The organism is Sphingomonas sp. S2M10, assembly GCF_012650175.1.
In the GTDB taxonomy this organism is placed as follows: Bacteria; Pseudomonadota; Alphaproteobacteria; order Sphingomonadales; family Sphingomonadaceae; genus Sphingomonas.
Genome location: NZ_JAAILI010000043.1, coordinates 186659 through 207957, shown reverse-complemented (window position 1 = coordinate 207957; position 21299 = coordinate 186659). Strand labels below are relative to the sequence as shown.

At 65.8% G+C, this 21299-nt stretch carries 21 protein-coding genes, 4 pseudogenes and 1 other annotated feature; of the genes and pseudogenes, 18 read left to right on the top strand and 7 right to left on the bottom strand.

What is annotated here, in order from left to right; translation table 11 throughout:
* Positions 1 to 127 precede the first annotated feature (127 nt).
* Together S2M10_RS10765 and S2M10_RS10760 are read left to right on the top strand one after the other, a co-directional pair.
* A pseudogene (locus S2M10_RS10765) lies at positions 128 to 730 on the top strand (IS3 family transposase); the annotation flags it as partial.
* A gap of 51 nt (positions 731 to 781) precedes the next feature.
* Positions 782 to 907 (top strand): annotated as a pseudogene (locus S2M10_RS10760) (IS3 family transposase); the annotation flags it as partial.
* 109 nt (positions 908 to 1016) lie between these two features.
* Here S2M10_RS10760 and S2M10_RS10755 read toward each other — a convergent pair.
* Complete coding sequence (locus tag S2M10_RS10755; protein WP_168846049.1) at positions 1017 to 1430, bottom strand: hypothetical protein; 414 nt, start codon at positions 1428 to 1430, stop codon at positions 1017 to 1019.
* A 505-nt stretch (positions 1431 to 1935) separates the two neighbouring features.
* On the opposite strand from S2M10_RS10755, the gene S2M10_RS10750 reads away from it, so the two are divergent.
* A protein-coding gene (locus tag S2M10_RS10750; RefSeq protein ID WP_168846048.1) for an IS3 family transposase occupies positions 1936 to 3164 on the top strand; the annotation gives its coding sequence in 2 pieces (ribosomal slippage) (positions 1936 to 2224 and positions 2224 to 3164; 1230 coding nt in all).
* Positions 2217 to 2333 (top strand) — a sequence feature (AL1L pseudoknot). It overlaps the preceding gene by 117 nt.
* Before the next feature lie 44 nt (positions 3165 to 3208).
* A pseudogene (locus S2M10_RS10745) lies at positions 3209 to 3465 on the top strand (transposase); the annotation flags it as partial.
* 64 nt (positions 3466 to 3529) lie between these two features.
* Here S2M10_RS10745 and S2M10_RS10740 read toward each other — a convergent pair.
* Positions 3530 to 4465: pseudogene (locus S2M10_RS10740) on the bottom strand (penicillin acylase family protein); the annotation flags it as partial.
* Positions 4466 to 4492: 27 nt separating this feature from the next.
* Here S2M10_RS10740 and S2M10_RS10735 point away from each other — a divergent pair.
* Both S2M10_RS10735 and S2M10_RS10730 read left to right on the top strand, forming a co-directional pair.
* Positions 4493 to 5776 (top strand): amidohydrolase family protein, encoded by a 1284-nt coding sequence (locus S2M10_RS10735; RefSeq protein WP_168846047.1) that lies wholly within the window; start codon positions 4493 to 4495, stop codon positions 5774 to 5776.
* Positions 5773 to 7440: a beta-xylosidase gene (locus S2M10_RS10730; protein ID WP_348770577.1), complete on the top strand. Its 1668-nt coding sequence runs from the start codon at positions 5773 to 5775 to the stop codon at positions 7438 to 7440. Before S2M10_RS10735 ends, S2M10_RS10730 begins: the two co-directional genes overlap by 4 nt.
* 751 nt (positions 7441 to 8191) lie before the next feature.
* Here the strand turns inward: S2M10_RS10730 and S2M10_RS10725 are convergent.
* From S2M10_RS10725 to S2M10_RS10705, 5 genes are all read right to left on the bottom strand, one after another.
* Complete coding sequence (locus S2M10_RS10725; protein WP_168846046.1) at positions 8192 to 8932, bottom strand: DNA-binding domain-containing protein; 741 nt, start codon at positions 8930 to 8932, stop codon at positions 8192 to 8194.
* Positions 8929 to 9756 (bottom strand): DUF692 domain-containing protein, encoded by an 828-nt coding sequence (locus S2M10_RS10720; protein ID WP_168846045.1) that lies wholly within the window; start codon positions 9754 to 9756, stop codon positions 8929 to 8931. The genes S2M10_RS10725 and S2M10_RS10720 overlap by 4 nt, the downstream gene beginning before the upstream one ends.
* Before the next feature lie 55 nt (positions 9757 to 9811).
* On the bottom strand, positions 9812 to 10072 hold the full coding sequence (locus S2M10_RS10715; protein WP_168846044.1) for a hypothetical protein: 261 nt from the start codon (positions 10070 to 10072) through the stop codon (positions 9812 to 9814).
* A gap of 74 nt (positions 10073 to 10146) precedes the next feature.
* Positions 10147 to 10812, bottom strand: coding sequence for a DUF1109 domain-containing protein (locus S2M10_RS10710; RefSeq protein WP_168846043.1), 666 nt, complete (start codon positions 10810 to 10812; stop codon positions 10147 to 10149).
* Positions 10809 to 11342 carry a sigma-70 family RNA polymerase sigma factor gene (locus tag S2M10_RS10705; RefSeq protein ID WP_168846042.1) on the bottom strand — a complete coding sequence of 178 codons (534 nt, stop codon included), beginning with the start codon at positions 11340 to 11342 and terminating at the stop codon, positions 10809 to 10811. The genes S2M10_RS10710 and S2M10_RS10705 overlap by 4 nt, the downstream gene beginning before the upstream one ends.
* A gap of 220 nt (positions 11343 to 11562) precedes the next feature.
* On the opposite strand from S2M10_RS10705, the gene S2M10_RS10700 reads away from it, so the two are divergent.
* From S2M10_RS10700 to kdpB, 12 genes are all read left to right on the top strand, one after another.
* Complete coding sequence (locus S2M10_RS10700; protein ID WP_168846041.1) at positions 11563 to 11826, top strand: DUF2282 domain-containing protein; 264 nt, start codon at positions 11563 to 11565, stop codon at positions 11824 to 11826.
* Between the two features lie 55 nt (positions 11827 to 11881).
* Positions 11882 to 12349, top strand: a complete 468-nt coding sequence (locus tag S2M10_RS10695) for a DoxX family protein (RefSeq protein WP_168846040.1) — start codon at positions 11882 to 11884, stop codon at positions 12347 to 12349.
* 294 nt (positions 12350 to 12643) lie between these two features.
* On the top strand, positions 12644 to 12874 hold the full coding sequence (locus tag S2M10_RS10690; protein WP_168846039.1) for a hypothetical protein: 231 nt from the start codon (positions 12644 to 12646) through the stop codon (positions 12872 to 12874).
* A gap of 207 nt (positions 12875 to 13081) precedes the next feature.
* Positions 13082 to 13447, top strand: a complete 366-nt coding sequence (locus tag S2M10_RS10685) for a hypothetical protein (protein ID WP_168846038.1) — start codon at positions 13082 to 13084, stop codon at positions 13445 to 13447.
* Between the two features lie 266 nt (positions 13448 to 13713).
* Positions 13714 to 14064, top strand: coding sequence for a hypothetical protein (locus S2M10_RS10680; protein ID WP_247650739.1), 351 nt, complete (start codon positions 13714 to 13716; stop codon positions 14062 to 14064).
* A 15-nt stretch (positions 14065 to 14079) separates the two neighbouring features.
* Positions 14080 to 14586, top strand: coding sequence for an SAM-dependent methyltransferase (locus tag S2M10_RS10675; RefSeq protein WP_168846037.1), 507 nt, complete (start codon positions 14080 to 14082; stop codon positions 14584 to 14586).
* Positions 14565 to 14849, top strand: coding sequence for a hypothetical protein (locus S2M10_RS10670; RefSeq protein WP_247650738.1), 285 nt, complete (start codon positions 14565 to 14567; stop codon positions 14847 to 14849). Before S2M10_RS10675 ends, S2M10_RS10670 begins: the two co-directional genes overlap by 22 nt.
* Before the next feature lie 12 nt (positions 14850 to 14861).
* Positions 14862 to 16094, top strand: coding sequence for a diaminopimelate decarboxylase (lysA, locus tag S2M10_RS10665; RefSeq protein WP_168846036.1), 1233 nt, complete (start codon positions 14862 to 14864; stop codon positions 16092 to 16094).
* A gap of 353 nt (positions 16095 to 16447) precedes the next feature.
* The gene (locus S2M10_RS10660) at positions 16448 to 17320 is read left to right on the top strand and encodes a TorF family putative porin (RefSeq protein ID WP_168846035.1); all 873 of its coding nucleotides are present in this window, start codon (positions 16448 to 16450) and stop codon (positions 17318 to 17320) included.
* A 118-nt stretch (positions 17321 to 17438) separates the two neighbouring features.
* Positions 17439 to 17528 carry a K(+)-transporting ATPase subunit F gene (gene kdpF / locus S2M10_RS10655; RefSeq protein WP_066689868.1) on the top strand — a complete coding sequence of 30 codons (90 nt, stop codon included), beginning with the start codon at positions 17439 to 17441 and terminating at the stop codon, positions 17526 to 17528.
* Between the two features lie 13 nt (positions 17529 to 17541).
* The gene (kdpA, locus tag S2M10_RS10650) at positions 17542 to 19245 is read left to right on the top strand and encodes a potassium-transporting ATPase subunit KdpA (protein WP_168846034.1); all 1704 of its coding nucleotides are present in this window, start codon (positions 17542 to 17544) and stop codon (positions 19243 to 19245) included.
* Positions 19246 to 19257: 12 nt separating this feature from the next.
* Entirely contained in the window at positions 19258 to 21294 is a 2037-nt protein-coding gene (gene kdpB, locus S2M10_RS10645; RefSeq protein ID WP_168846033.1) for a potassium-transporting ATPase subunit KdpB, read from the top strand.
* Positions 21295 to 21299: the final 5 nt, after the last annotated feature.

Genomic DNA, 21299 nt, shown 5'->3' with positions numbered 1-21299 from the left:
CCCAACGATCAGGCTTCTCATCCCCCGGCAGGTGGCCGGGAATTAATCGGAATACCGGCCGGGATCAGGTCGGAACGCCGGCCGGGATCAAATCGGAATGGTGGCCGGGATAACCTCGGAATCCGCACACAAGCGTGTGTATCGGCTCTATCGGGAGGATGGACTGAGCCTTCGGCTCAAGAAGCCCCGGCGCAATGTCAGCGCCGCCAACCGGGTGCGGCAACCTGCGGCATCGGCTGCGAACGAGATGTGGTCGATGGACTTCGTGTCCGACGCCCTGTTCGATGGGCGGCGCTTGCGGGCGTTGACGGTGGTCGACGCGTTCACGCGCGAGGCGCTGGCGATCGATGTGGACCAGGGCATCAAGGGCGAGCAGGTGGTTGCGACGATGGCGCGGATATCCTCGATCCGAGGCGCCCCACGGACCATTGGGGTGGACAACGGACCGGAGTTCATCTCGAAGGCACTCGACCGCTGGGCGTACGAGAACGGCGTCACGCTGGACTTCAGCCGGCCAGGCAAGCCCACCGACAACGCCTTCGTGGAATCGTTTAACGGTCGCTTGCGCGACGAGTGCCTGAATGCCCACTGGTTCCTGTCACTGGCCGATGCCCGGGCCAAGATCGAGTCCTGGCGCCGGGACTATAACGAGAGCCGTCCTCACACATCGCTTGGCTGGCTGACGCCGGTCGAATATGCTGCCGCCGCGGCCAAGATCGCCGCGGAATGAACGCCGGATACTCACGCCTAGGCTGGATGAGAAACCGGGGGACCCTCATACGCCACGCTCGAATGGGTGGACTGGTTCAATCATCGTCGGCTGCTCGACCCCATCGGCAACATCCCGCCCGCCGAAGCCGAAGAACGATATTATGCTGCCGCGGACAACATCGATATGGCAGCATGACTCACAACCCAATGCCTCCGGCAGACCCGATGCGGTTCATAAGCGCCGGGGTTCGTACGGAGGAGTTGAATTGCCTGAGCGAATGAAAGGGGCATGTTCAGTCCTTCACTCAGAAGAGAAATGTGGCTTTATGATCGGGAACGTCCATGCCAATGCCGGCATGTTTGTATTCGATCAAAGCCTCTTTAAGTAATGATACTATTTTGTCCCGCCCCTCGATAACTCCCTCAGGAATAGTGAACGATGAACTGACCAAATCCCATGTCGTATCAGAGAACCCATTTTCCGATTGCAATAAATCCAGTGAGATTATGCACCCCTTCCACCAGAGGCAAAAATTTTGCCTTTGATAAAATTCTTCTCGGCCACCCTTAATCCACATTAGAAATATTCGCCGATCTCGATCTATCGTCCAGGAATATCTCGTATCTAACGGGCGGTGAAAACTTCTACGTACTCCATCTAGGTTATATTCCTTGGCTTCATCCGAAGAAGAATCAACATATTCGTTATGAAACGCCATATTGACTTCCTTTGTGAGCGGCAAAATCACATCTCATATTAAAACAAAAACGTCGCGTGGTAATCAGGAACATCTCTCAGAATACCTGAGCGCTTGAATTCAGTGAGAGCCTCCCTAAGAACCGCGAGTATTTTCTCACGGCCTACGTTAAGTCCGTCGGGTTCTACGAATCCAGAACCAAGCGCACGTAGATCCAACGCCAGGGGCAGATACCCCCGTCGACGTCATGGCCCATCAGCGCGTTCGACAAATCCAGGTGGACGTCCCACTTGCCATGGGTAGTCGGCGTACGACCGGTCGCTGCGTAGATCGACTCCGCGCGCCGCTGTTCGAGCTTGAGTCTATAGGCAGTTTGCAGTTGGCGCTGATCGTCATGGTACTCGCAGAAGGTGCTCCATTCCTCTGGATATAGCTCTTCAGCTTGAAATAGCCCCAAAGACCCCAGGGCGAACTGAACCGCACCGGGTTTGCCGGAGGCTCCAACTCCTGAAAAGGTGGAGCCTGTATGAGCAAGACGACGAACAAGTTTGGACCCGAGGTCCGCGAGCGGGCGGTGCGGATGGTGATCGAGCACGAGCGCGATTACCCTTCTCGCTGGGCAGCGGTGGTATCGATCGCCGAGAAGATTGGCTGCGTTCCGCAGACCCTGCATGAGTGGGTGAAGAAGGCGGAGGTCGACAGCGGCAAACGTGCCGGCGTGCCGACCGAGGTTTCCGACAAGATGAAGGCGCTGGAGCGCCAGGTTCGCGAGTTGCGCCAGGCCAACGAAATCCTGCGCAAGGCATCTGCGTATTTTGCCCAGGCGGAGCTCGACCGCCCGTTCCGGCGATGATCGCCTTCATCGACGATCACCGCGATGCCTATGGGGTCGAGCCGATCTGCCGCGTTCTGCCGATCGCCCCATCGACGTATTTCGAGCGTTTCGCGCAGCGGCAGGATCCGACACGCCTGTCGACGCGAGCGCAGCAGGATGTCGTCCTGAAGCCAGAGATTGCACGCGTATTCGCCGAGAACTTCGCGGTCTACGACGTCCGCAAGGTCTGGCGTCAGATGCTGCGGGAAGGCTTTCCGGTTGCCCGCTGTACCGTCGCTCGGCTGATGCGCGAGATGGGCTTGGCGGGCGTGATCCGGGGCAAGCCGGTGCGCACCACCATCAGCGACAAAGCGGCGCCGTGTCCGCTCGATCACGTCAATCGGAGATTCTATGCGCCGGCACCGAACATGCTGTGGGTGTCGGACTTCACCTATGTCCCGACCTGGGCCGGGTTCGTCTACGTCGCCTTCGTCATCGATACCTACGCCAGGCGGATCGTCGGCTGGCGCGCCAGCAGGACGGCGCATGCCGGCTTCGTCCTCGACGCTTTGGAACAGGCGCTTCATGATCGACGGCCGGCGCATCGGGGCGGCCTCATCCATCATAGCGACCGCGGGTCGCAATATCTGTCCATCAAGTACACCGAGCGCCTCGCCGAAGCCAGGATCGAGCCGTCGGTCGGCAGCATCGGCGACAGCTACGACAACGCTTTGGCCGAGACCATCAACGGCCTTTACAAGGCCGAGGTGATCCACAGGCGCGGGCCGTGGCGTACCTTCGAAGCCGTCGAGTACGCCACGCTCGAATGGGTGGACTGGTTCAATCATCGTCGGCTGCTCGACCCCATCGGCAACATCCCGCCCGCCGAAGCCGAAGAACGATATTATGCTGCCGCGGACAACATCGATATGGCAGCATGACTCACAACCCAATGCCTCCGGCAGACCCGGTGCGGTTCAGAGTGATGCGGCGAAGCCGATTTAGCGAGGATCAGATCATTGGTGTGCTGCGGGAGCATGAGGCTGGCGTGAAGACCGCCGACCTGTGCCGGAAGCACGGGATCAGCGATGCGACCTTTTCACCTGGAAGTCGAAATATGGTGGCCTGACGGTTTCCGACGCCGCGCGGTTGCGGGCGCTGGAAGACGAGAACCGGCGGCTGAAGAAGCTGCTGGCGGAGTCGATGCTCGACGTGTCGGCGCTGAAGGATCTGTTGGGAAAAAACTGACGCGGCCTATGGAGTGCTACGCTGCGGTGGAGAAGCTGATGGCCGATCACGGCTTCTCCGATCCGTCGGGCTTGCGATAGCGCAGCGTCACCACCCGCGCCTGCACCGCCCGGGTTTCGTCGCCATAGCGATAGGCCCAGCCATTCCCCTTGCGCAGGATGCGCTCGGCAAAGGCATCGACATTGTCGACCGTCGCGGAAGTGTGCATCCAGCCCGCCTGGGCATTGAAGCTCTGGTAGACGAAGAACTGCCCCCAGGTGCTCGCCCCATAGGCGTTCAGCCCGGCGTCGCTGGTCACTTGCGCTTCGGAGCGGAAATAGAAGCTGGTATGCGGGTTGATCAGCAGCAGCGCGCGCCCGTCCGCCGTCAGCTTGGGCGCGATCGCGATGCCGTTCGAGCCCGAGGGCTCGCGCGGTACGATGCCGCGTTCCTCGGGCGTTGGCGGCGTCGGGCTGCCGTAGAAGCTCTTGAGGTCGCTCAGCGAGATCCGCTCGATGTCGCCGCCGATGCTGCCTTCGGTGAAGCTCAGCGCCATCCAGGGCTCGAACCGCGTCAGTACCTTCGGCTTCACCTGCGGATGGGTGGCGAGATAATAGTTGAGGCCGTCGGCCCAGGCCTGCATCAGCGCGCGCAGCCAGGCGGGGCTGCGGGCGTAGTCCTGCCGCAGCGCTGCCGGATCCACGAACAGCCGCTGGCGCAGATCGCCCCACAGGGCGTCCTCGCCATCGGCCTCGGCGGTGCGACCCAGCGCGGTGAGATAGTTGGCCTCGATCCGTGCGAAATCATCCTCGGCCTGCGCATAGATCATGCCGAACACCGCGTCGGCGTCGCTCCGCCCGCGAATGTGGGGGATGCCCCAGTCGTCGCGAGTGATCGTCACCCGCTCGGCCTGCGCCTGCCAGCGCGCCCGCTCGGGATCGGGCGCAGCGGCGGTGGTGCCGAGCAAAGCCAACAGAAGCAACGGATTGCGTGCGCGCCGGATCAGCGTATCCATGGCGGCAGACTAGAATGGGGGGAGCGGATGGCCAAGCACTGGTTCGCGGTTCTTGCAGCCTTGGCGCTGGGCGGCGCGGCGGGCGCGCAACAGGCCGAGGTGCCGGCCATCCTGCTCAAGCCAATGGCGGTGTTCGACGCGGTCGACGGCCAGGCGCATCCCGGCTGGCAGGTGCTGGTGCGGGGCGAGCGCATCGTTGCGGTCGGCCCCGATCTCGCCGCCCCGCCCGACGCGGCAGTGATCGCGCTGGACGGCGACACGCTGATGCCCGGCATGATCGAGGGCCATGCCCATCTCTTCCTCCACCCCTATAACGAAGCGAGCTGGGACGATCAGGTGCTGCACGAGCCGCTGGCGCTGCGCACCGCACGCGCAGTGGCGCAGGCGCGCGCGACGCTCCGCGCGGGCTTCACCAGCCTGCGCGATCTCGGCACCGAGGGTGCCGGCTATGCCGATGTCGGGCTGAAGGCGGCGATCGATCAGGGGATCGTCGAAGGGCCGCGGCTGCAGGTGGCGACGCGGGCGATCGTCGCGCTCGGCGCCTATGGCCCGAAGGGCTTCGAGCCTGGCGTGGAGGTGCCGCAGGGTGCCGAGGAAGTCTCCGGCCCCGAGCAGATGGTCGCCGCGATGCGCCGCCAGATCGCGGCGGGCGCGGACTGGATCAAGCTCTATGCCGATTATCGCTGGCGTCCCGGCGAGGAGAGCCGCCCCACGCTGCGCCTCGAGGAAATCAAGGCCGCCGTCGCCGCCGCGCATGACGCCGGGCGCCCGGTCGCGGTCCACGCCGCTACGGCAGAGGGCATGCGCCGCGCGATCGAGGCGGGGGTCGATACGATCGAGCATGGCTATGGCGGCACGCCCGCACTCTTTGCCGCGATGGCCGCGAAAAAGATCGCGCTTTGCCCCACGCTCGCCGCCTCCGATGCGACATCGCGCTATCGCGGCTGGAACGGGGCGGAGCCCGCACCCGCCGCCGTCCGCGCCAATCGCGAGAGCTTCCGGCTCGCGCTCCGCGCCGGGGTGCCGATCTGCATGGGGGGCGATGTCGGCGTCTATGCGCATGGCGACAATGCCCGGGAGATGGTGCTGCTCGCTGCCGCGGGCATGCGGCCGGCGGACGTGCTGCTGGCCGCGACCTCGGGCAACGCGCGCTGGTTGGGGGACGCCGCGCGGCTGGGCAGCGTGAAGCCTGGCCTGTTCGCGGATCTCGTTGCGGTCGCCGGCGATCCCACCCGCGACATCCAGGCGGTGCGCGCCGTGCGCTTCGTGATGAAGGGCGGCAAGATCGTGCCGCTGGAGAACGCCAAGTGAAGTCGCTGTTTCTTGCACTCGCCGCTGCATCGACCCTTCTGCCGGGCCTCGCCGCCGCCGATCCCGATCCGATCCCCGTGGCGATTGCGGTCGACGCGGCGCGGGACGAGGGGCCCGTCCGGCCGGTCTGGCGGTTCTTCGGTGCCGACGAGCCCAATTACGCGACGATGAAGGATGGCCGGACGACGCTCGCCACGCTCGGCGCGCTGCTGCCCGATCGCGTCTATTTCCGCACCCACAATCTGTTCACCTCGGGCGACGGCACCCCGGCGCTCAAATGGGGCTCGACCGGCATCTATCGCGAGGATGCGCAAGGCCGCCCGATCTACGACTGGACGATCGTCGATCGCATCTTCGACACCTATCGGGCGCGCGGGGTGAAGCCCTATGTCGAGCTCGGCTTCATGCCCGAGGCGATGTCGACCAAGCCGCAGCCATACCAGCACGACTGGCGCCCCGGCAGCGGCACGCTGCGCACCGGCTGGGCCTATCCGCCGCGCGATTATGCGAAGTGGGAGGAACTGGTCTTCCAATGGGTCCGCCACTGCGTCACCCGCTATGGCCGCGCCGAGGTGGCCAGCTGGTATTTCCAGACCTGGAACGAAGCCAATCTGCCGCAATATTATTGGGGCGGCACCCGCGAGGAATTTTTCCGCCTGCACGATCACGCGATCCGCGGCGTGCGACGGGCGCTGCCCGAAGCGCGGGTGGGCGGTCCGGACAGCGCCGGGGCCGGCGACGACTTTCTCGCCGCGTTCCTCGCCCATGTGAAGGCGGCCGGCACGCCCACCGACTTCCTGTCCTTCCACGCCAAGGGCCAGCCGGTCGTCGTCGCGGACGGGCAGGGCGGCCATGTGCGGATGGGGCTCAACACGCACCTGCGCGCCGCCGATCACGAATTCGCCGCGATCGCTGCCGATCCGGTGGGGCGGACCAAGCCGATCGTCATCGGCGAATCCGATCCCGAAGGCTGCGCCGCCTGCCAGGGCCCCGCCAACGCCTATCGCAACGGCACCATGTATTCGAGCTACACCGCCGCCGCGCTCCCCCGTCTCCAGGCGCTTGCCGCCCGGCGGGGGCTGACGCTGGAGGGCATCCTGTCCTGGGCGTTCGAGTTCGAGGACCAGCCGCCCTTCGCCGGGTTCCGCCAGCTCACCTCGGCCGGCATCGACCTGCCGGTGATGAACCTGTTCAAGCTGCTGGCGAAGATGCGCGGTCACTATGTCCACACTGCCTCGGACCATCAGGCACCGCTCGACACGGTGCTGCAGGACGGTGTGCGCGGCGATCCCGATATCGGCAGCATGGCCAGCATCGATGGCGACACGCTGTCGATCCTCGTCTGGCATTATCATGACGACGACGTGCCCGGTCCCGATGCGGCGGTGACGCTGCAGCTTCGCGGCCTGCCCCAGGCACTCGCCAAGGGGGCCCGGCTGGTGCACTATCGCATCGACGAAGCACATTCGAATGCCTTCGCGGCCTGGCGCGCGATGGGATCGCCGATCGCGCCCAGCGACGCCCAGCGCGCGACGCTGCTCAAGGCCGCGGCGCTGGCGAGGATGGACCCAGCGCCCACGCCGGTGTCGGGCTCGACGCTCCGCTTTCGTCTGCCGCGGCAAGGCATCTCGCTACTAATCGTGACGCCGCAAAACCGTGAGTAGCGCTTGCCAAGGATGGCGTGATCCTGTGCGCCGGCTTAACGACGCGGCGGCCGATGGAGCGATTGAAGCGTGCTAGGGCCGTTTTTGGCCCGAACGGTCATTCCAAGCCGCTGACACGAACGGCTAAACTTGGGCCGCCAGCTGCCGGGAGCGATGCCAGCGGCGGGGAGCGATGCGCCCATTGATGATGGCCGGCAAGTGCGCCGAAGGAAGGTGGAAAGGCTGAGCTTGGGAAGCGCATCAGGCACTCGCCAGCGTTCCGTCGACTGCGGATGCGAATGCCCAAGGAAATTGGAACAATCCGTGAAAATCCCCTGATTTCCATCTACGGTTTTGCAGTAAATTGCACGTTTTTGCATTTATTCAGTAGCTAAGCCCAGCGTTGTTTGAACTCGCTTCCGTCGTCAGTATCTACTGACCGAGCAAAAACGGTTATACGACCGGCAAGAGGCGGTTCGATCGCGATCTGAAAGCACTGAACGGGCGTAAGCCCGGCAGGTAAGCGAACCTATCCGGCCGACCTGCCCACTCAGCGAAGAGCTTTTCAACCGTCACTTGCGCCCAAGCGTCGATGACGGGATCAACTTCGGCGTAGTCTCTCATGACAGGTATGTGCGGCAATTGCCGAATGTCTGCAAATGGGCGAGAGCGGACAGCCGATTTTCCCCGGACGGCCTTGGTCGGACGGTTACTCAGAGCGTGGCCCTTGCGCGCGCTCGAGCGAGGATGCCGCGCCGGTCGTTGACCACGATCAGCGGATCGCGGTGATGAGCCCGTCTCGAAGCCAATCGCCCAGCCAGGCGCCGACGGTGGCGGTGGCCGCCGCTTCGCCATCTTCATCCGCCAGCCTGGCGCAGAGCACGCCGAATGGGGTACCCGCGTCCAACTGAGCGATCGCCTCGGCCTCAGCTTGCTCGATCGCCCGGAAGCTGGGGTTGAACCCGCTGCGCCAGAGCAGCACGGCGCCCGTTCCCGACGAGCGCTGCACAGCAGATGGAGTGATCCCCGTAGCAAGCGACCGCCATAAGGCGGCGACATCGGTGGTAACGGGTAGCAGCGCCAAGGTCGGAACAAAGGCAATCCGCGCGCTCTCCCAATCTATGGTGCCGAGCGCTTCTGCGGAAAATGCGACGACGTCCGGCATGGTAAAGGTTGTCGCCAGCGCCCATTCGAGGCGTGCCAGCTCGGCGCACTCGGGATCGTCGGGATATAGCGCTGCAATGGTCTCCGGGAAATCCTCGCCATAGGCGTCGAGCGTCCAGCTGCGCGGCGGGGACGCTTCGACATGTCGTGCGGCAGCGGCAAGGAACGCGGTGTCGCCCAGCCAGCGTTGCAGCTGGGGGAAGCTGTTTTCCAGGGCAGCGATCAGCTGGCTGCGATAATTGTTGAGATAGACGTTCAGGCCGGGTCCGCCGCCCAGCTGCGCCGCGGCATCGGCGCGCTCTGCATGAAGCCAATGCCGGAATGCTTCCTGCAGGGTCGATAGCTTCACGCCGCCAGGTCCAGCGCGGCGATCGCGCGGGCATGATCCAGCTCCTCCAGCAGTTCAGCGAGAGGGGGAATTGCGTCATCGCGCTCGATCATCGTCGCGACCGGCCCGATACGTTCGATTGCGTCGGCATAGAGCGCCCAGACGGGGCCCGGTACAGGCCGATCATGCGTATCGATCAGCAACGCTTCGCCGCGGCGGTGCCCCGCGAGGTGGATCTGCCGCACATGCGCGGCGGGGATGCCGGCGAGATAGGCATGCGCGTCGAAGCCGTGGTTGGTCGCGCTGACGAACACGTTGTTCACGTCGAGCAGTAGTTCGCAGCCGGTGCGGGCGCACAGCGCGTCGAGAAACGCCCATTCCGTCATCTCGGCGCCGTCGAAGGCGATGTAGCTCGACGGATTTTCGAGCAGCATCGGGCGGCCCAGCGCGGTCTGCGCGGCGTCCACATTGTCGCACACGGTACGCAGCGCTTCTTCGGTATAGGGCAGGGGGAGCAGGTCGTGCGACTGGAAGTCGCCGAAGCGTGTCCAGCAGAGATGGTCCGAGACGAACAGCGGCTCGATCGCGTCGACCAGCGCGCGCAGGCGCCGCAAATAATCGCGGTCCACGCCATCGGCCGAGCCGATCGACATCGACACGCCGTGCAGCGCCACCGGATGACGCTCGCGCACCCGGCGCAATATGTCGCGCGGGCGGCCGCCGGGAACCATGAAATTCTCGGAGATCACTTCGACGAAGTCGACCGGGACGGGCGCCGCGGCCTCCAGAAAGTCCGCATAATGCGGTTTGCGCAGCCCAAGGCCGAAGCGGTGCGGGTGGGTCATGCCCTGCTCCTTCAAAACGGGGCGGCCCGGTGGGGAAGTCGGGCCGCCGGGCAGCTCACTTCGGTTCGGTAAGGCTGCCGCCCTGCGCCTTGCAGGCCTTGGCGGACACCGCCTTGAAGCCCTGGCCCTTGCACTCGTTCTGGCCCTTGCAGTCGTGGTTGCCGGACTTGCAGTCCGACGTGCCTTTGCAGCTGTTGATGCCGTAGCAATGAACGACCTTGTCCGCCGAGGCGGCAGGGGCGGCGACGCTGGTGCCGGACAGGGCGACGAGGGCGGCGGTGGCGGCAATGCTTGCGCCGGTGTGCAGGGTAATCATGGCGTGCTCCCTTGGATGGACTGGTGCCGGTTCGGCCTTCCCTCTACGGGCCGGCGGCAAGGCCGGTTACACGCTCACCACCGCAGCACGCGCGGCCCCAGCAACGCACCCAGCCCGGTCGCCAGCAGGATGCCGAGGCTGTACCAGGTCAGCACGAACACCGCGGCAACCTCGTCGCAGTGGAGGCAATAGATCGTAGCGGCCCATGCACCCGCCGCCAGCCCGGCGGCGGCGCCGGCCGCGCGCAAATCGGTCGGCGCCAGCTTGCGGAACGACCAGAGCAGGCCGAGGAAGATCGGGACCGCAAGCAGCAGCACCCGCCAAGGGCAGCGGGTCCAGCTGCCCCCCAGCCACATCGAAAGCCAGTCGCGCATGGGTGTACGCAACATTTCCTCGACGGCGAGCGCCGCGAGCAGCAGGATCGGCAGCGCCAGCGGCCACAGCATGCGCAGCGATCCGCCGGCCGGCCGCGCCAGCCGCATCGTCGCCGCGACGGCGATCAGCCCGAGCGATAAGGTGTAGGCCCATTTCATCCAGAAGGAGAAGCCGAACATCGCCTGCGCAAAATCGGCCCGCACCCCGAACAGCGCGAAGACCAGGCCGATGCTCACCACGCCGCCGCCAGCGATGCCGAGCGCGATGCGACGGATGATGAAGCGGGGCGGGACGGGCCGCACCTTGGCGGACAGCGCCGCGATCAGGCGTTCGGTGCCGTCGATATCGGGTTCGGGAGGCATCATTCGTGCCCCCGCAGTCGTGCCGCGAGCGCCTTGAGCCCGCGATGCACCGAAACCTTGACGTCGGACTGCCCGATCCGTGCGCCTTCCGCCGCTTCGGCAACACTCAGCCCCTCCAGATGCGTGTCGCGAATGGCCCGGGCCTGTTTTCCCGAAAGGCCGGAAAGCAGCCGGTCGATATCGACACGCGCCGTCACCGCGTCCTCAAAGCCTTCGGTTATCAGGATCGCCTCGACCGCCTCGATCGGCACCGAGACCCGGCGCCTGCGGAGATGGTCGATCAGTCGATAGCGGGCAACGGCATAGAGCCAGGCGGTGAACGGACGATCGCGATCATAGGTACCGCGCTTGGTATGGATGGCAATCAGCGTTTCCTGCACCAGATCCTCGATATCCTCATCCCCCCGCATCCGCCGACGAAAAAAGCCGCGCAGCAGCGGTACGAGCGCACGCAGCAACGCCGTGTGTGCCGCGGCATCGCCGTCCAGCCCCGCCGTCATCCACGCTCGTAGCTCTGCTTCGCTGTGCCGCATTCCCACTCCTGGTCGGGCGTACGTGGGCGGATGACGACAGGTTACAGCAGCCGTGTGGAAAAGAAATCGCGGGCGCGCGCGGCCGGAGTCGTAACCGCCCGTTTGCTCGCGGCGTACGGCGGGGGGTGACCCGACGCCTCCGCCTTCTTCGGGGTCACCGCGCGGCGGCCGTGCCCCCTGCGAGCCGCCGCGCGCGAGGCCCCTTAAACGGAGTAGTCCCATGATCAAGACGTCCGCCGCGCTTGCCGCGACCCTCGCCCTCGGTATCGGCGCCACCGCCGCCCATGCCCAGCAGCCGAAGATGGAAAAATGCTACGGCGTGGCGCTCGCCGGCAAGAACGACTGCAAGGCGGGCGCCGGCACCAGCTGCGCCGGCACGTCGACCAGGAACTACCAGGGCAACGCCTGGAAGCTGGTAAAGGCCGGCACCTGCACCGCCATCAAGACGCCCAAGGGCAATGGTTCGTTGACCCCCAAGGCCTGATACCTCCGCCCGGTCGCGCGCGTGGCCGGGCATCCTCTGACGCCCGGAGCCCGCCATGCGCTCTTTCGCCGCTGTCTATGCTCGCGCGGGCGACCTCGCCGCGCGCTTGCTGCCCCCGTCGCTGCTGCTGCTCGTCGCCCGGTTCGGCATCGCTGCCATCTTCTTCCTGTCTGGTCGTACCAAGGTCGAGGGGTGGCTGACGATCGCCGATTCCACTTATGAGTTGTTCCGCACCGATTATGCCCTCCCGTTCGCGCCCCCGGCGCTCGCCGCCCATCTCGCAACCTATTCGGAGCACCTGTTTCCGATCCTGTTGGTGCTCGGCTTGTTCACCCGCCCCGCCGCGCTGGCGTTGCTCGCGATGACAGCGGTGATCGAGGTCTTCGTCTATCCCGATGCCTGGCCGACCCATCTCAGCTGGGCAGGGCTGTTACTGCCCTTGATTGCTGCGGGGCCGGGGGCGGTGTCGCTGGATCGCCTGCTCGGGCTGGAGGCGCGTCCGACATTGTCGAACGGTCGCTAAGGTTTTCGAAAAGCGCGGATATCGCTGGGCGTCCGAGGTTCCGAAGAGACAGCGGCAGCGTCCTCTTCAACGGACAGGGCGTGGGGTATCGTCTCAAGGTGGACGGCTGACCGTGGAATCGAAAACTTGGTCGCGCACTATGCTGCCTATACGCAAATAGCGGCTTTCACTCTCGAATTGCTACGTCGGGCCCGATAGCTGGGCTGCTGCATGAAAGGATGTGGCATGACGGCGTGGCATCGGTCGCGCAGGGCAGACCTTGGTCTGCGCGCGTTGGGATTAGGATTGTGTGCGGTGGCCTATTTCGCCGTCGCGCGTCTGGCTGCGCTCGCGCAGCCGCTGCAGGCCGGAAGCATGATGGGCCTCGTGCTGGCCGCGATCGGATTCGTCTGTGGCAGTATCGGCAGCGCGATGACGATGCTGGGAAGGCATCTGTTCGACGAGGTTCAGCTCAGCACCCGCTGGCAGCATCGTAGCGCGCAGGATCCGCATGCTCTCGCACGATGGCTCGGGAGGCAGCGGTGAACGCACCCATCGCCGTGCGCCCTGGCCGTTTCGCGAACAACGGGTCCGCCGGGTCCTTCGCGCGGCGCCGACTGCGCCTACGGCCGTCCGCATCGATCGCCGTCGCCCCGGCACGGCGGGCGCGGCTGCAGGGCCGGCGGTCGCTGGCGACGGTGCGCGCCGGCCGGGATCAGGACGATGCGTAAAGTGGGGCATCGGCTTGTCGGCGTGCTGATGATCCTGGCTGCGTGCGGCACCACCCTCGTCCATCGCGCGATCTGGACAATGGCGCGGCACGGGCCCGCACAAGCCGCGGAAATGGGCCTGGCGTTGACCAGCTTCGTGCTCGCGAGCCTGGGGATGCTCCTCCTCCTCCATGGCGACAAACTTTGCGCTGGAAGATCGTGGGGCAGCGATCTGCGCACCGATCGCCGCCGTCGCGATCTCCATCTCTTTTTTCAGGAGCCCGTACGCCCCGGCACCGGCATTCTGGATACGAGGGACGGTGTCGCAGGGCTGCAGGCATTTTGCGCCATCCATGCCGCACGGCATCGCCTGCGAACCGTCCCGCTGACGACAGACCGAAACCGCTGATCGGCCGTCCAGCGGACCCAAGACGGAACTTGGAGCATGCCCGACGTCGCTGCGATGGCGCAGCAGCGCACAGGCGCGATCACCCGACAGCTTGCCGTATCTACGGGATGCATTTCGGCCACATGCCCGAGCTGCACAGCCGCTTCGGCTAGGACGGTATTCGCCATCCTTCCGCACGCTGTGCGAAACTTTCTTCAAGCAGTTCTAGCGAGAAGTCGAAGATGCGGCAGGCTGAGCCGCATCACTATGGCGACACTATGAAGATAGTGCGGATCGATCTCGAAACGCTATACCAGCCTTTGTACATCGATGTTCGAGCAGCGACGCTCGATCATTGGAGGCACTTCGACATCATGTCGGCGGATATCAAATCGGAGCCCGATCCAACGGGCCGCATCATCTTTGTCGGTCAGGACGGGGCCGGCCATTGGCTGGTACAGGACAATAGGCGGACCCTGGAAGGCCGCTTCATCTCGCGCGGAGCGGCGATGCATTTCGCACAGGCAGAGCGCGAGATCTATGGCGCGACGCTGGAACTGGCGACAGCCCCCCTGACGCCGCTGATCCCTTTCGAGCCCGCGCGGCAGGACGAACGCGTCCTGCCCCATGCCGCCTGAAAGGAGGAGGGTAGCATGGACGCAGACCATAACCCCATCGGCATGCCACTCGCGCCCAGCCTGAGGCATAGGAGGTCGAGCCCCGGCGCCTGGACCGCTGCGCACGACACGCGCTGGCCGCAATTGGCCGCCAGGTTGCTCTGGCTCAGGCAGGCGGGTCGTCGGTCGGTCCGTATCGTGGATGTCGATTGCGGCGCTGGCGGATTGCTGCTCCACGCGGCCGCCCATGCGCGCGCGCTGGGCTTCCTCGCCATCGAGGGACGCGGGGTTGACACGTCGCCCGCGCTGGTCGGTCGGGCTCGGGTCGCCGCCGCACGCTGGCGCGATCCCGCGATCGGTGTGACCTTCGACCTAGGGGAGATGCTCGCCGCACTTCGCGAGGAACAGGACTTCCCGGCCGACATCCTGCTCTGGCAACCGCCGATCGCAACGGATTGCAACGAGACGTTTCGGTGCTTGCTGCTCGGCGCGGCGGACTTCGTCGTGCGCGGCGACGAACCATGTTGGCGCGCCGCGGCATGACGGGGCGGGACCTTGTGTGGCGGGCTGCCGGTGCATGCCTGTTCGTCGGCGGGTGTACGGCGTCCGCGATCGCCCGCGATGGCTCGCCTTGGGTGGTGCTGCATTTCCTCATCGCGGTTCTGGGGATCGTGCTCGTGCTCAACGGCAAGCGCGTCGCCGTGGCGATCCGGGCAGAACGCCGAGGCCATTGCAATACCGCCGCAGCGGTGCACGCCGCGCGGCTCCGTCGCCTGCACCGCAGCGGCAAATCCAGCGACTTCTGAAAGAAAAGAATCATGTCCTTCTTCGAACATCGTGACGGCGTGCTGCACGCCGAGGACGTGCCGCTGCCCGCTATCGCAGACGCCGTCGGTACGCCGGTGCACGTCTATTCGGCCGCAGCGCTGCGGCACGCAGCGGATAGCTTCACTGCGGCCCTGTCGATCCTGCCGCGGGTTCGGGTGGCGTTCGCCGTGAAGTGCAACCCGAATACCGCCGTGCTTCGCCTGCTCGCGGATCGTGGCTTCGGGGCCGATATCGTCTCCGTCGGCGAGATGCGCAGGGCGATCGCCGCGGGGATCGCACCTGAAAAGATCGTGTTTTCCGGCGTCGGCAAAACCGACCGCGAGCTGGAGGAGGCGCTGGCGGCGGGTGTCGGCCAATTCAACCTTGAGCTCGAGGAGGAAGGCGAAGTTCTGGCCGCACTCGCGCGGGGCAGGGGCCGAACGGCCATCGCGGTCCTGCGCGTCAATCCGGACGTGGATGGCGGTACGCACGCCAAGATTTCGACCGGGAAACGGGAAAACAAGTTCGGGGTGCAGATCGACGGGGCTGTCGGCGTCTACGATCGGCTTTCCCGGTTGGAGGGGCTGAACCTGACCGGTGTCGCGCTCCACATCGGAAGCCAGCTGTGCGACCTGGCGCCGCTTGAGACCGCATATCGCCGGGCGGGTGCGCTCGTCGATGCGTTGCGCGCGCTTGGGCACGCGATCACACGAGTGGATCTGGGCGGCGGACTGGGCATCGCGTATCGATCGGAGGACGTGGTGCCGACGCTCGATGCATATGCTGCGATGGTCCGGCAGGTCACGGAGGGTTGGGGCGTCGAGCTCATCTTCGAGCCCGGGCGTGTCATCGCCGGGCTGGCGGGCGTGCTGGTCACGCGCGTGACGTGGGTGAAGCCGAGCGCCACGCACCCCTTCGTCATCGTGGATGCGGCGATGAACGATCTTGCGCGGCCCGCGCTATATGGCGCGTATCACCGCTTCGAAGCAGTGCAGCGTTCGGCGGAGCGCATGACGGCGAACATCGTCGGGCCGATATGCGAAACGGGCGACACTTTCGCGTCGGCGCGGGAAATCGACCGTGTCCGTCGCGGGGATCTGGCCATCTTCCACGCCACCGGCGCATATGGCGCTGCCATGGCATCGAGCTATAATTGCCGTGCGCTCAGTCCGCAGGTCATGGTGGACGGGGATATGTTCGAAATCGTGGCGGATCGAATGCTGCCGGCGGAGCGTGCCGCCTAGGCAAGCAAGTCCGGGATGCGATGCAACAACAGCAGATTCCCGGTGTTTCGTCGCGCCGGTATTTGCGGCGATGCGCCGGACCGCGACTTCAAGGACGTTGGGCGCCAGGTGCGACCCGAACCTGATGCGGGCATCGGCGGGCACGGTGTTTCGGATCGCGCCTGCGTCCAGTCGGCCTTCACGGCATGTCGACCAGGCCGACAGCGCGAGCCGCTGCGCAAAATATTCGCCAGCTATATGCGGCCTATATGTGAATAGCGGCAATCGATCTCGAATTGCTACGGCCGAAGCGCCTAATCGCCCGTCCATGAAGACCGCCGACTCAGCGGCGGCCAGCTCTTCTGGGGGCGAAAATGAAGAACATCTATTGGATCTCGGCGCTGGCGATGCTTGCCCTGCCGATGACGGCACAGGCGCAGTCGACGGCCGAGGACACGCAGCCCGCGGGCGCGCCATCGGCCCCGGCGATCACCGTCAGCGGCGCCGCCACGATCGCATCCGACTATCGCTTCCGCGGCGTGTCGCAATCCGACCAGCAGATGGCGGTCCAGGCCGGCATCACGGTGGCGCACGAAAGCGGCTTCTATGTCGGCACCTGGGCGTCGAACCTCGCCGGCTGGGGCACGTTCGGCGGCGCGAACATGGAGCTCGACCTGATCGGCGGCTACAAGGCCAAGCTTTCCGACCATGCCACGCTCGACGTGGGGATCACCTGGTATGTCTATCCGGGCGGCGCCGACAAGACCGACTTCGCCGAGCCGTATGCCAAGTTGAGCGGCACCGCCGGGCCGGCCTCGCTGACCGCCGGCGTCGCCTATGCGCCCAGGCAGGAAGCGTTGGGCAAATGGTACAATGGCGGCGCCTCGGCGGCGGCGGGCACCTATGACAACCCGGGTGCCAAGGACGACAATCTCTATCTCTGGGGCGACGGCGCGCTGGCGATCGCGGGCACGCCGCTTACCGCCAAGGCGCATATCGGCCACAGCTCCGGTCAGAACGGCCTCGGCCCGAACGCGACGGCGGTCTCGCCGACCGGGGAGTATTGGGACTGGTCGCTGGGTGCCGATGCGACCTGGAAGAACCTCACGCTCAACGTGAGCTATATCGGCACCGACATCTCCAACCGTGAGGCCGCCTATCTGCGGCCCAGCTTCAGCAAGGGCCAGGACGGCACCGGCAACATCGCCGGCGGCACCGCCGTGGTCTCGCTGACGGCTGCCTTCTGAAAGGAACTGGCGGATGCAAGACCTTCTCTGGATCCTCGTCCTGCTGGGGCTGGCGGCGGCGACGCTTGCCTATGCCCGGCTGTGCGACGCGGCCTGACCCCTGGCGTGAGGTGAACGCATGACCCTCGATCTCTGGCTCGCCGCGATCACCGCGCTCGGGCTGCTCGTCTATCTGGTGGCGGTGCTGATCCGCCCCGAACGCTTCTGAAGGGAGCGGCATCATGACACTTCAGGGCTGGCTCCTGATCCTTGGCTTCGTCGCCATCCTGCTGCTGCTGACCAAGCCGGTCGGCATGTGGCTCCACGCACTCTATGAGGGGCGGCGGACGCCGCTCCACCTCGCGCTCGGCCCGGTCGAACGCGGCTTCTACAAGCTCGCCGGAGTCGATCCGAACGCCGAGCAGGGGTGGCGCCGCTATGCGCTCCACATGCTGCTGTTCAACATCGCGTTGATGGCGTTCACCTATGCCGTGCTCCGGCTGCAGGGCGTGCTGCCCGGCAACCCGCAGGGCCTGGCGGGGCTGTCTCCCGACCTCGCATTCAACACCGCGGTAAGCTTCACCACCAACACCAACTGGCAGAGCTATGGCGGCGAAAGCACCATGTCGAACCTCAGCCAGATGCTGGGGCTGACGATCCACAATTTCCTGTCCGCCGCGACCGGCATCTCGCTGGCGTTCGCGCTGTTCCGCGGCTTCGCGCGGCGCTCGGCGGGCACGATCGGCAATTTCTGGGCCGATGTCACCCGCGTCACGCTGTACCTGCTGCTGCCGATCTGCATCGTCTACACCGTGTTCTTGATCGCTTCGGGCGTGCCGCAGACGATGGCGGGCACGATCCATATCCAGACGATCGAGGGCGCGGCGCAAACGCTGGTCACCGGTCCGGTCGCGAGCCAGGAGGCGATCAAGATGCTCGGCACCAATGGTGGAGGCTTCTTCAACGCCAACAGCGCGCATCCGTTCGAGAACCCGACCGCGCTGACCAATCTGGTCCAGATGCTGTCGATCTTCCTGATCGGCTTCGGCCTCACCTGGACGTTCGGCAAGGCGGTGGGCAACACCCGTCAGGGCTGGGCGATCCTCAGCGCGATGGTCATCCTGTTCCTTGCGGGCGTGACGGTGACCTATTGGCAGGAAGCGGCCGGTAACCCCGTGCTCCACCAGCTCGGTGTCGCCGGCGGCAACATGGAGGGCAAGGAGGTGCGCTTCGGCATCGCCGCCAGCGCGCTGTTCTCGGTCGTCACCACCGCCGCCTCGTGCGGCGCGGTCAACGCCATGCACGACAGCTTCACCGCGCTGGGCGGCATGATCCCGTTGTTCAACATCCAGCTGGGCGAAGTCGTGATCGGCGGCGTCGGCGCCGGCATCTATGGCTTCCTGCTGTTCGCGATCCTTGCGGTGTTCGTCGCCGGGCTGATGGTAGGGCGCACCCCCGAATATGTCGGCAAGAAGATCGAGAGCCGCGAGGTGAAGCTCGCCGTGCTGGCGATCGCGGTGCTGCCGCTGATGATCCTCGGCTTCACCGCGCTTTCGTCGGTGCTGGCGCAAGGCCTGGCCGGGCCGCTGAACAAGGGGCCGCACGGCTTCTCCGAGATCCTCTACGCCTTCACCAGTGCGGTAGGGAACAACGGATCGGCCTTTGCCGGCCTGACGGCGAACACGCCCTATTATAACGGGCTGCTCGGCGTCGCGATGTGGGTCGGCCGCTTCTTCGTCATCGTGCCGATGCTCGCCATCGCGGGCAGCCTGGCGGCGAAGAAGTACACGCCCGAGAGCGCCGGCTCCTTCCCGACCACGGGAGGGCTGTGGATCGGCCTGCTCGTCGGCATCGTGCTGATCCTGGGCGGTCTCACCTTCCTGCCGAGCCTCGCGCTCGGTCCCATCGCCGATCATCTCGCGATGATCCGCGGCCAGCTGTTCTGATCGGGGGCCACCATGGCAAAAACCCAAAGCAAGAGCCTGTTCACGGCCGATCTCGTCGTGCCGGCGATCCAGGCGTCGTTCCTCAAGCTCAATCCCAAGGAACTGATCCGCAATCCCGTAATGTTCGTCACCGCGACGGTGGCGGCGCTGATGACGATCCTGCTCGTCGTTGGGCATGATAATCTCAGCTTCGCCTTCAAGGCGCAGCTGGCCGTCTGGCTGTGGCTGACGGTGTTGTTCGGCACCTTTGCAGAGGCGCTGGCGGAAGGGCGCGGCAAGGCGCAGGCCGCCTCGCTGCGCGCCACCAAGGCGGAGCTTACCGCCAAGCGGCTGACCGGCGACGGCCGTACCTGGGACTCGGTGCCCGCCAGCCAGCTCAAGATCGGCGACATCGTGCTGGTCGAGACCGGCGACCTGATCCCCTCGGATGGCGAGGTCGTCACCGGCGTCGCGTCGGTCAACGAAGCGGCGATCACCGGCGAGAGCGCGCCGGTGATCCGCGAGGCCGGCGGCGACCGTTCGGCGGTGACGGCGGGCACCCGCGTCATTTCCGACGAGATCCGCGTCAAGGTGACGGTGGAACCCGGCAAGGGCTTTCTCGACCGTATGATCGCGCTGGTCGAGGGCGCCGAGCGGCAGAAGACGCCGAACGAGGTCGCGCTGACGATCCTGCTGGTCGGACTGACGATCATCTTCCTGATCGCCGTCGGCACGATCCCCGGCTTCGCCTCCTATGCGGGCGGCAGCATCCCGATCGCGATCCTCGCGGCGCTGCTAATCACGCTGATCCCGACTACCATCGCGGCGCTCCTGTCCGCGATCGGCATCGCCGGCATGGACCGTCTCGTCCGCTTCAACGTGCTCGCCAAGTCAGGGCGCGCGGTGGAAGCCGCGGGCGACGTCGATGTGCTGCTGCTCGACAAGACCGGCACCATCACCGTCGGCGACCGTGCGGCCAGCGAGTTCCGCGCGGTCGGCGGTACCAGTGCGGCCGAATTGGCCGAGGCGGCGCTGCTCGCAAGCCTGGCGGATGAGACGCCGGAAGGGCGCTCGATCGTCGTGCTCGCCCGCGAACGCTTCGGCGTGCGGACGGCGACGCTCCCCGAGGGTGCCGAGGTGATTCCGTTCACTGCGCAGACCCGCATCTCCGGCGTCCGCGCCGGCGCGGACCTGATCCAGAAGGGCGCGGTCGACTCGATCCTCAAGGCCAATCCCGGCGTCGGCGAGACGGCGGCCGCCACCGAGCTGCGCCGCGCGACCGACGAGATCGCGCGGGCCGGCGGCACGCCGCTGGCGGTGGCCAAGAATGGCCGGCTGCTTGGGGCCATCTTCCTCAAGGACGTGGTCAAGGCGGGGATTCGCGAGCGCTTCGGCGAATTGCGGACGATGGGCATCCGCACGGTGATGATCACCGGCGACAACCCGCTGACCGCCGCCGCCATCGCCGCCGAGGCGGGGGTCGACGACTTCCTCGCCCAGGCGACGCCGGAGGACAAGCTGGCGCTGATCCGCAAGGAGCAGACCGGCGGCAAGCTCGTCGCGATGTGCGGTGACGGCACCAATGACGCACCGGCGCTTGCCCAGGCGGACGTCGGCGTGGCGATGAACACCGGCACCCAGGCGGCGCGCGAGGCCGGCAACATGGTCGACCTCGACAGCGATCCCACCAAGCTGATCGAGGTGGTGGGCCTGGGCAAGCAACTGCTGATGACCCGCGGTGCGCTGACCACCTTCTCGGTCGCGAACGACGTTGCCAAATATTTCGCGATCATCCCGGCGATGTTCGTCGCGCTCTATCCCGGCCTGTCGGTACTCAACGTCATGCGGCTCGGCTCGCCCGAATCGGCGATCCTCAGCGCGATCATCTTCAACGCGCTGATCATCCCGCTGCTGGTGCCGCTGGCGCTGAAGGGCGTGACGTACAAGCCGATGGGCGCCGGGCCGCTGCTCGCCCGCAACCTGGCGATCTATGGCCTGGGGGGACTTGTCGCGCCGTTTATCGGTATCAAGATCATCGACCTCGTGGTCGGCGGGCTCGGGCTCGCGTAAGGAGT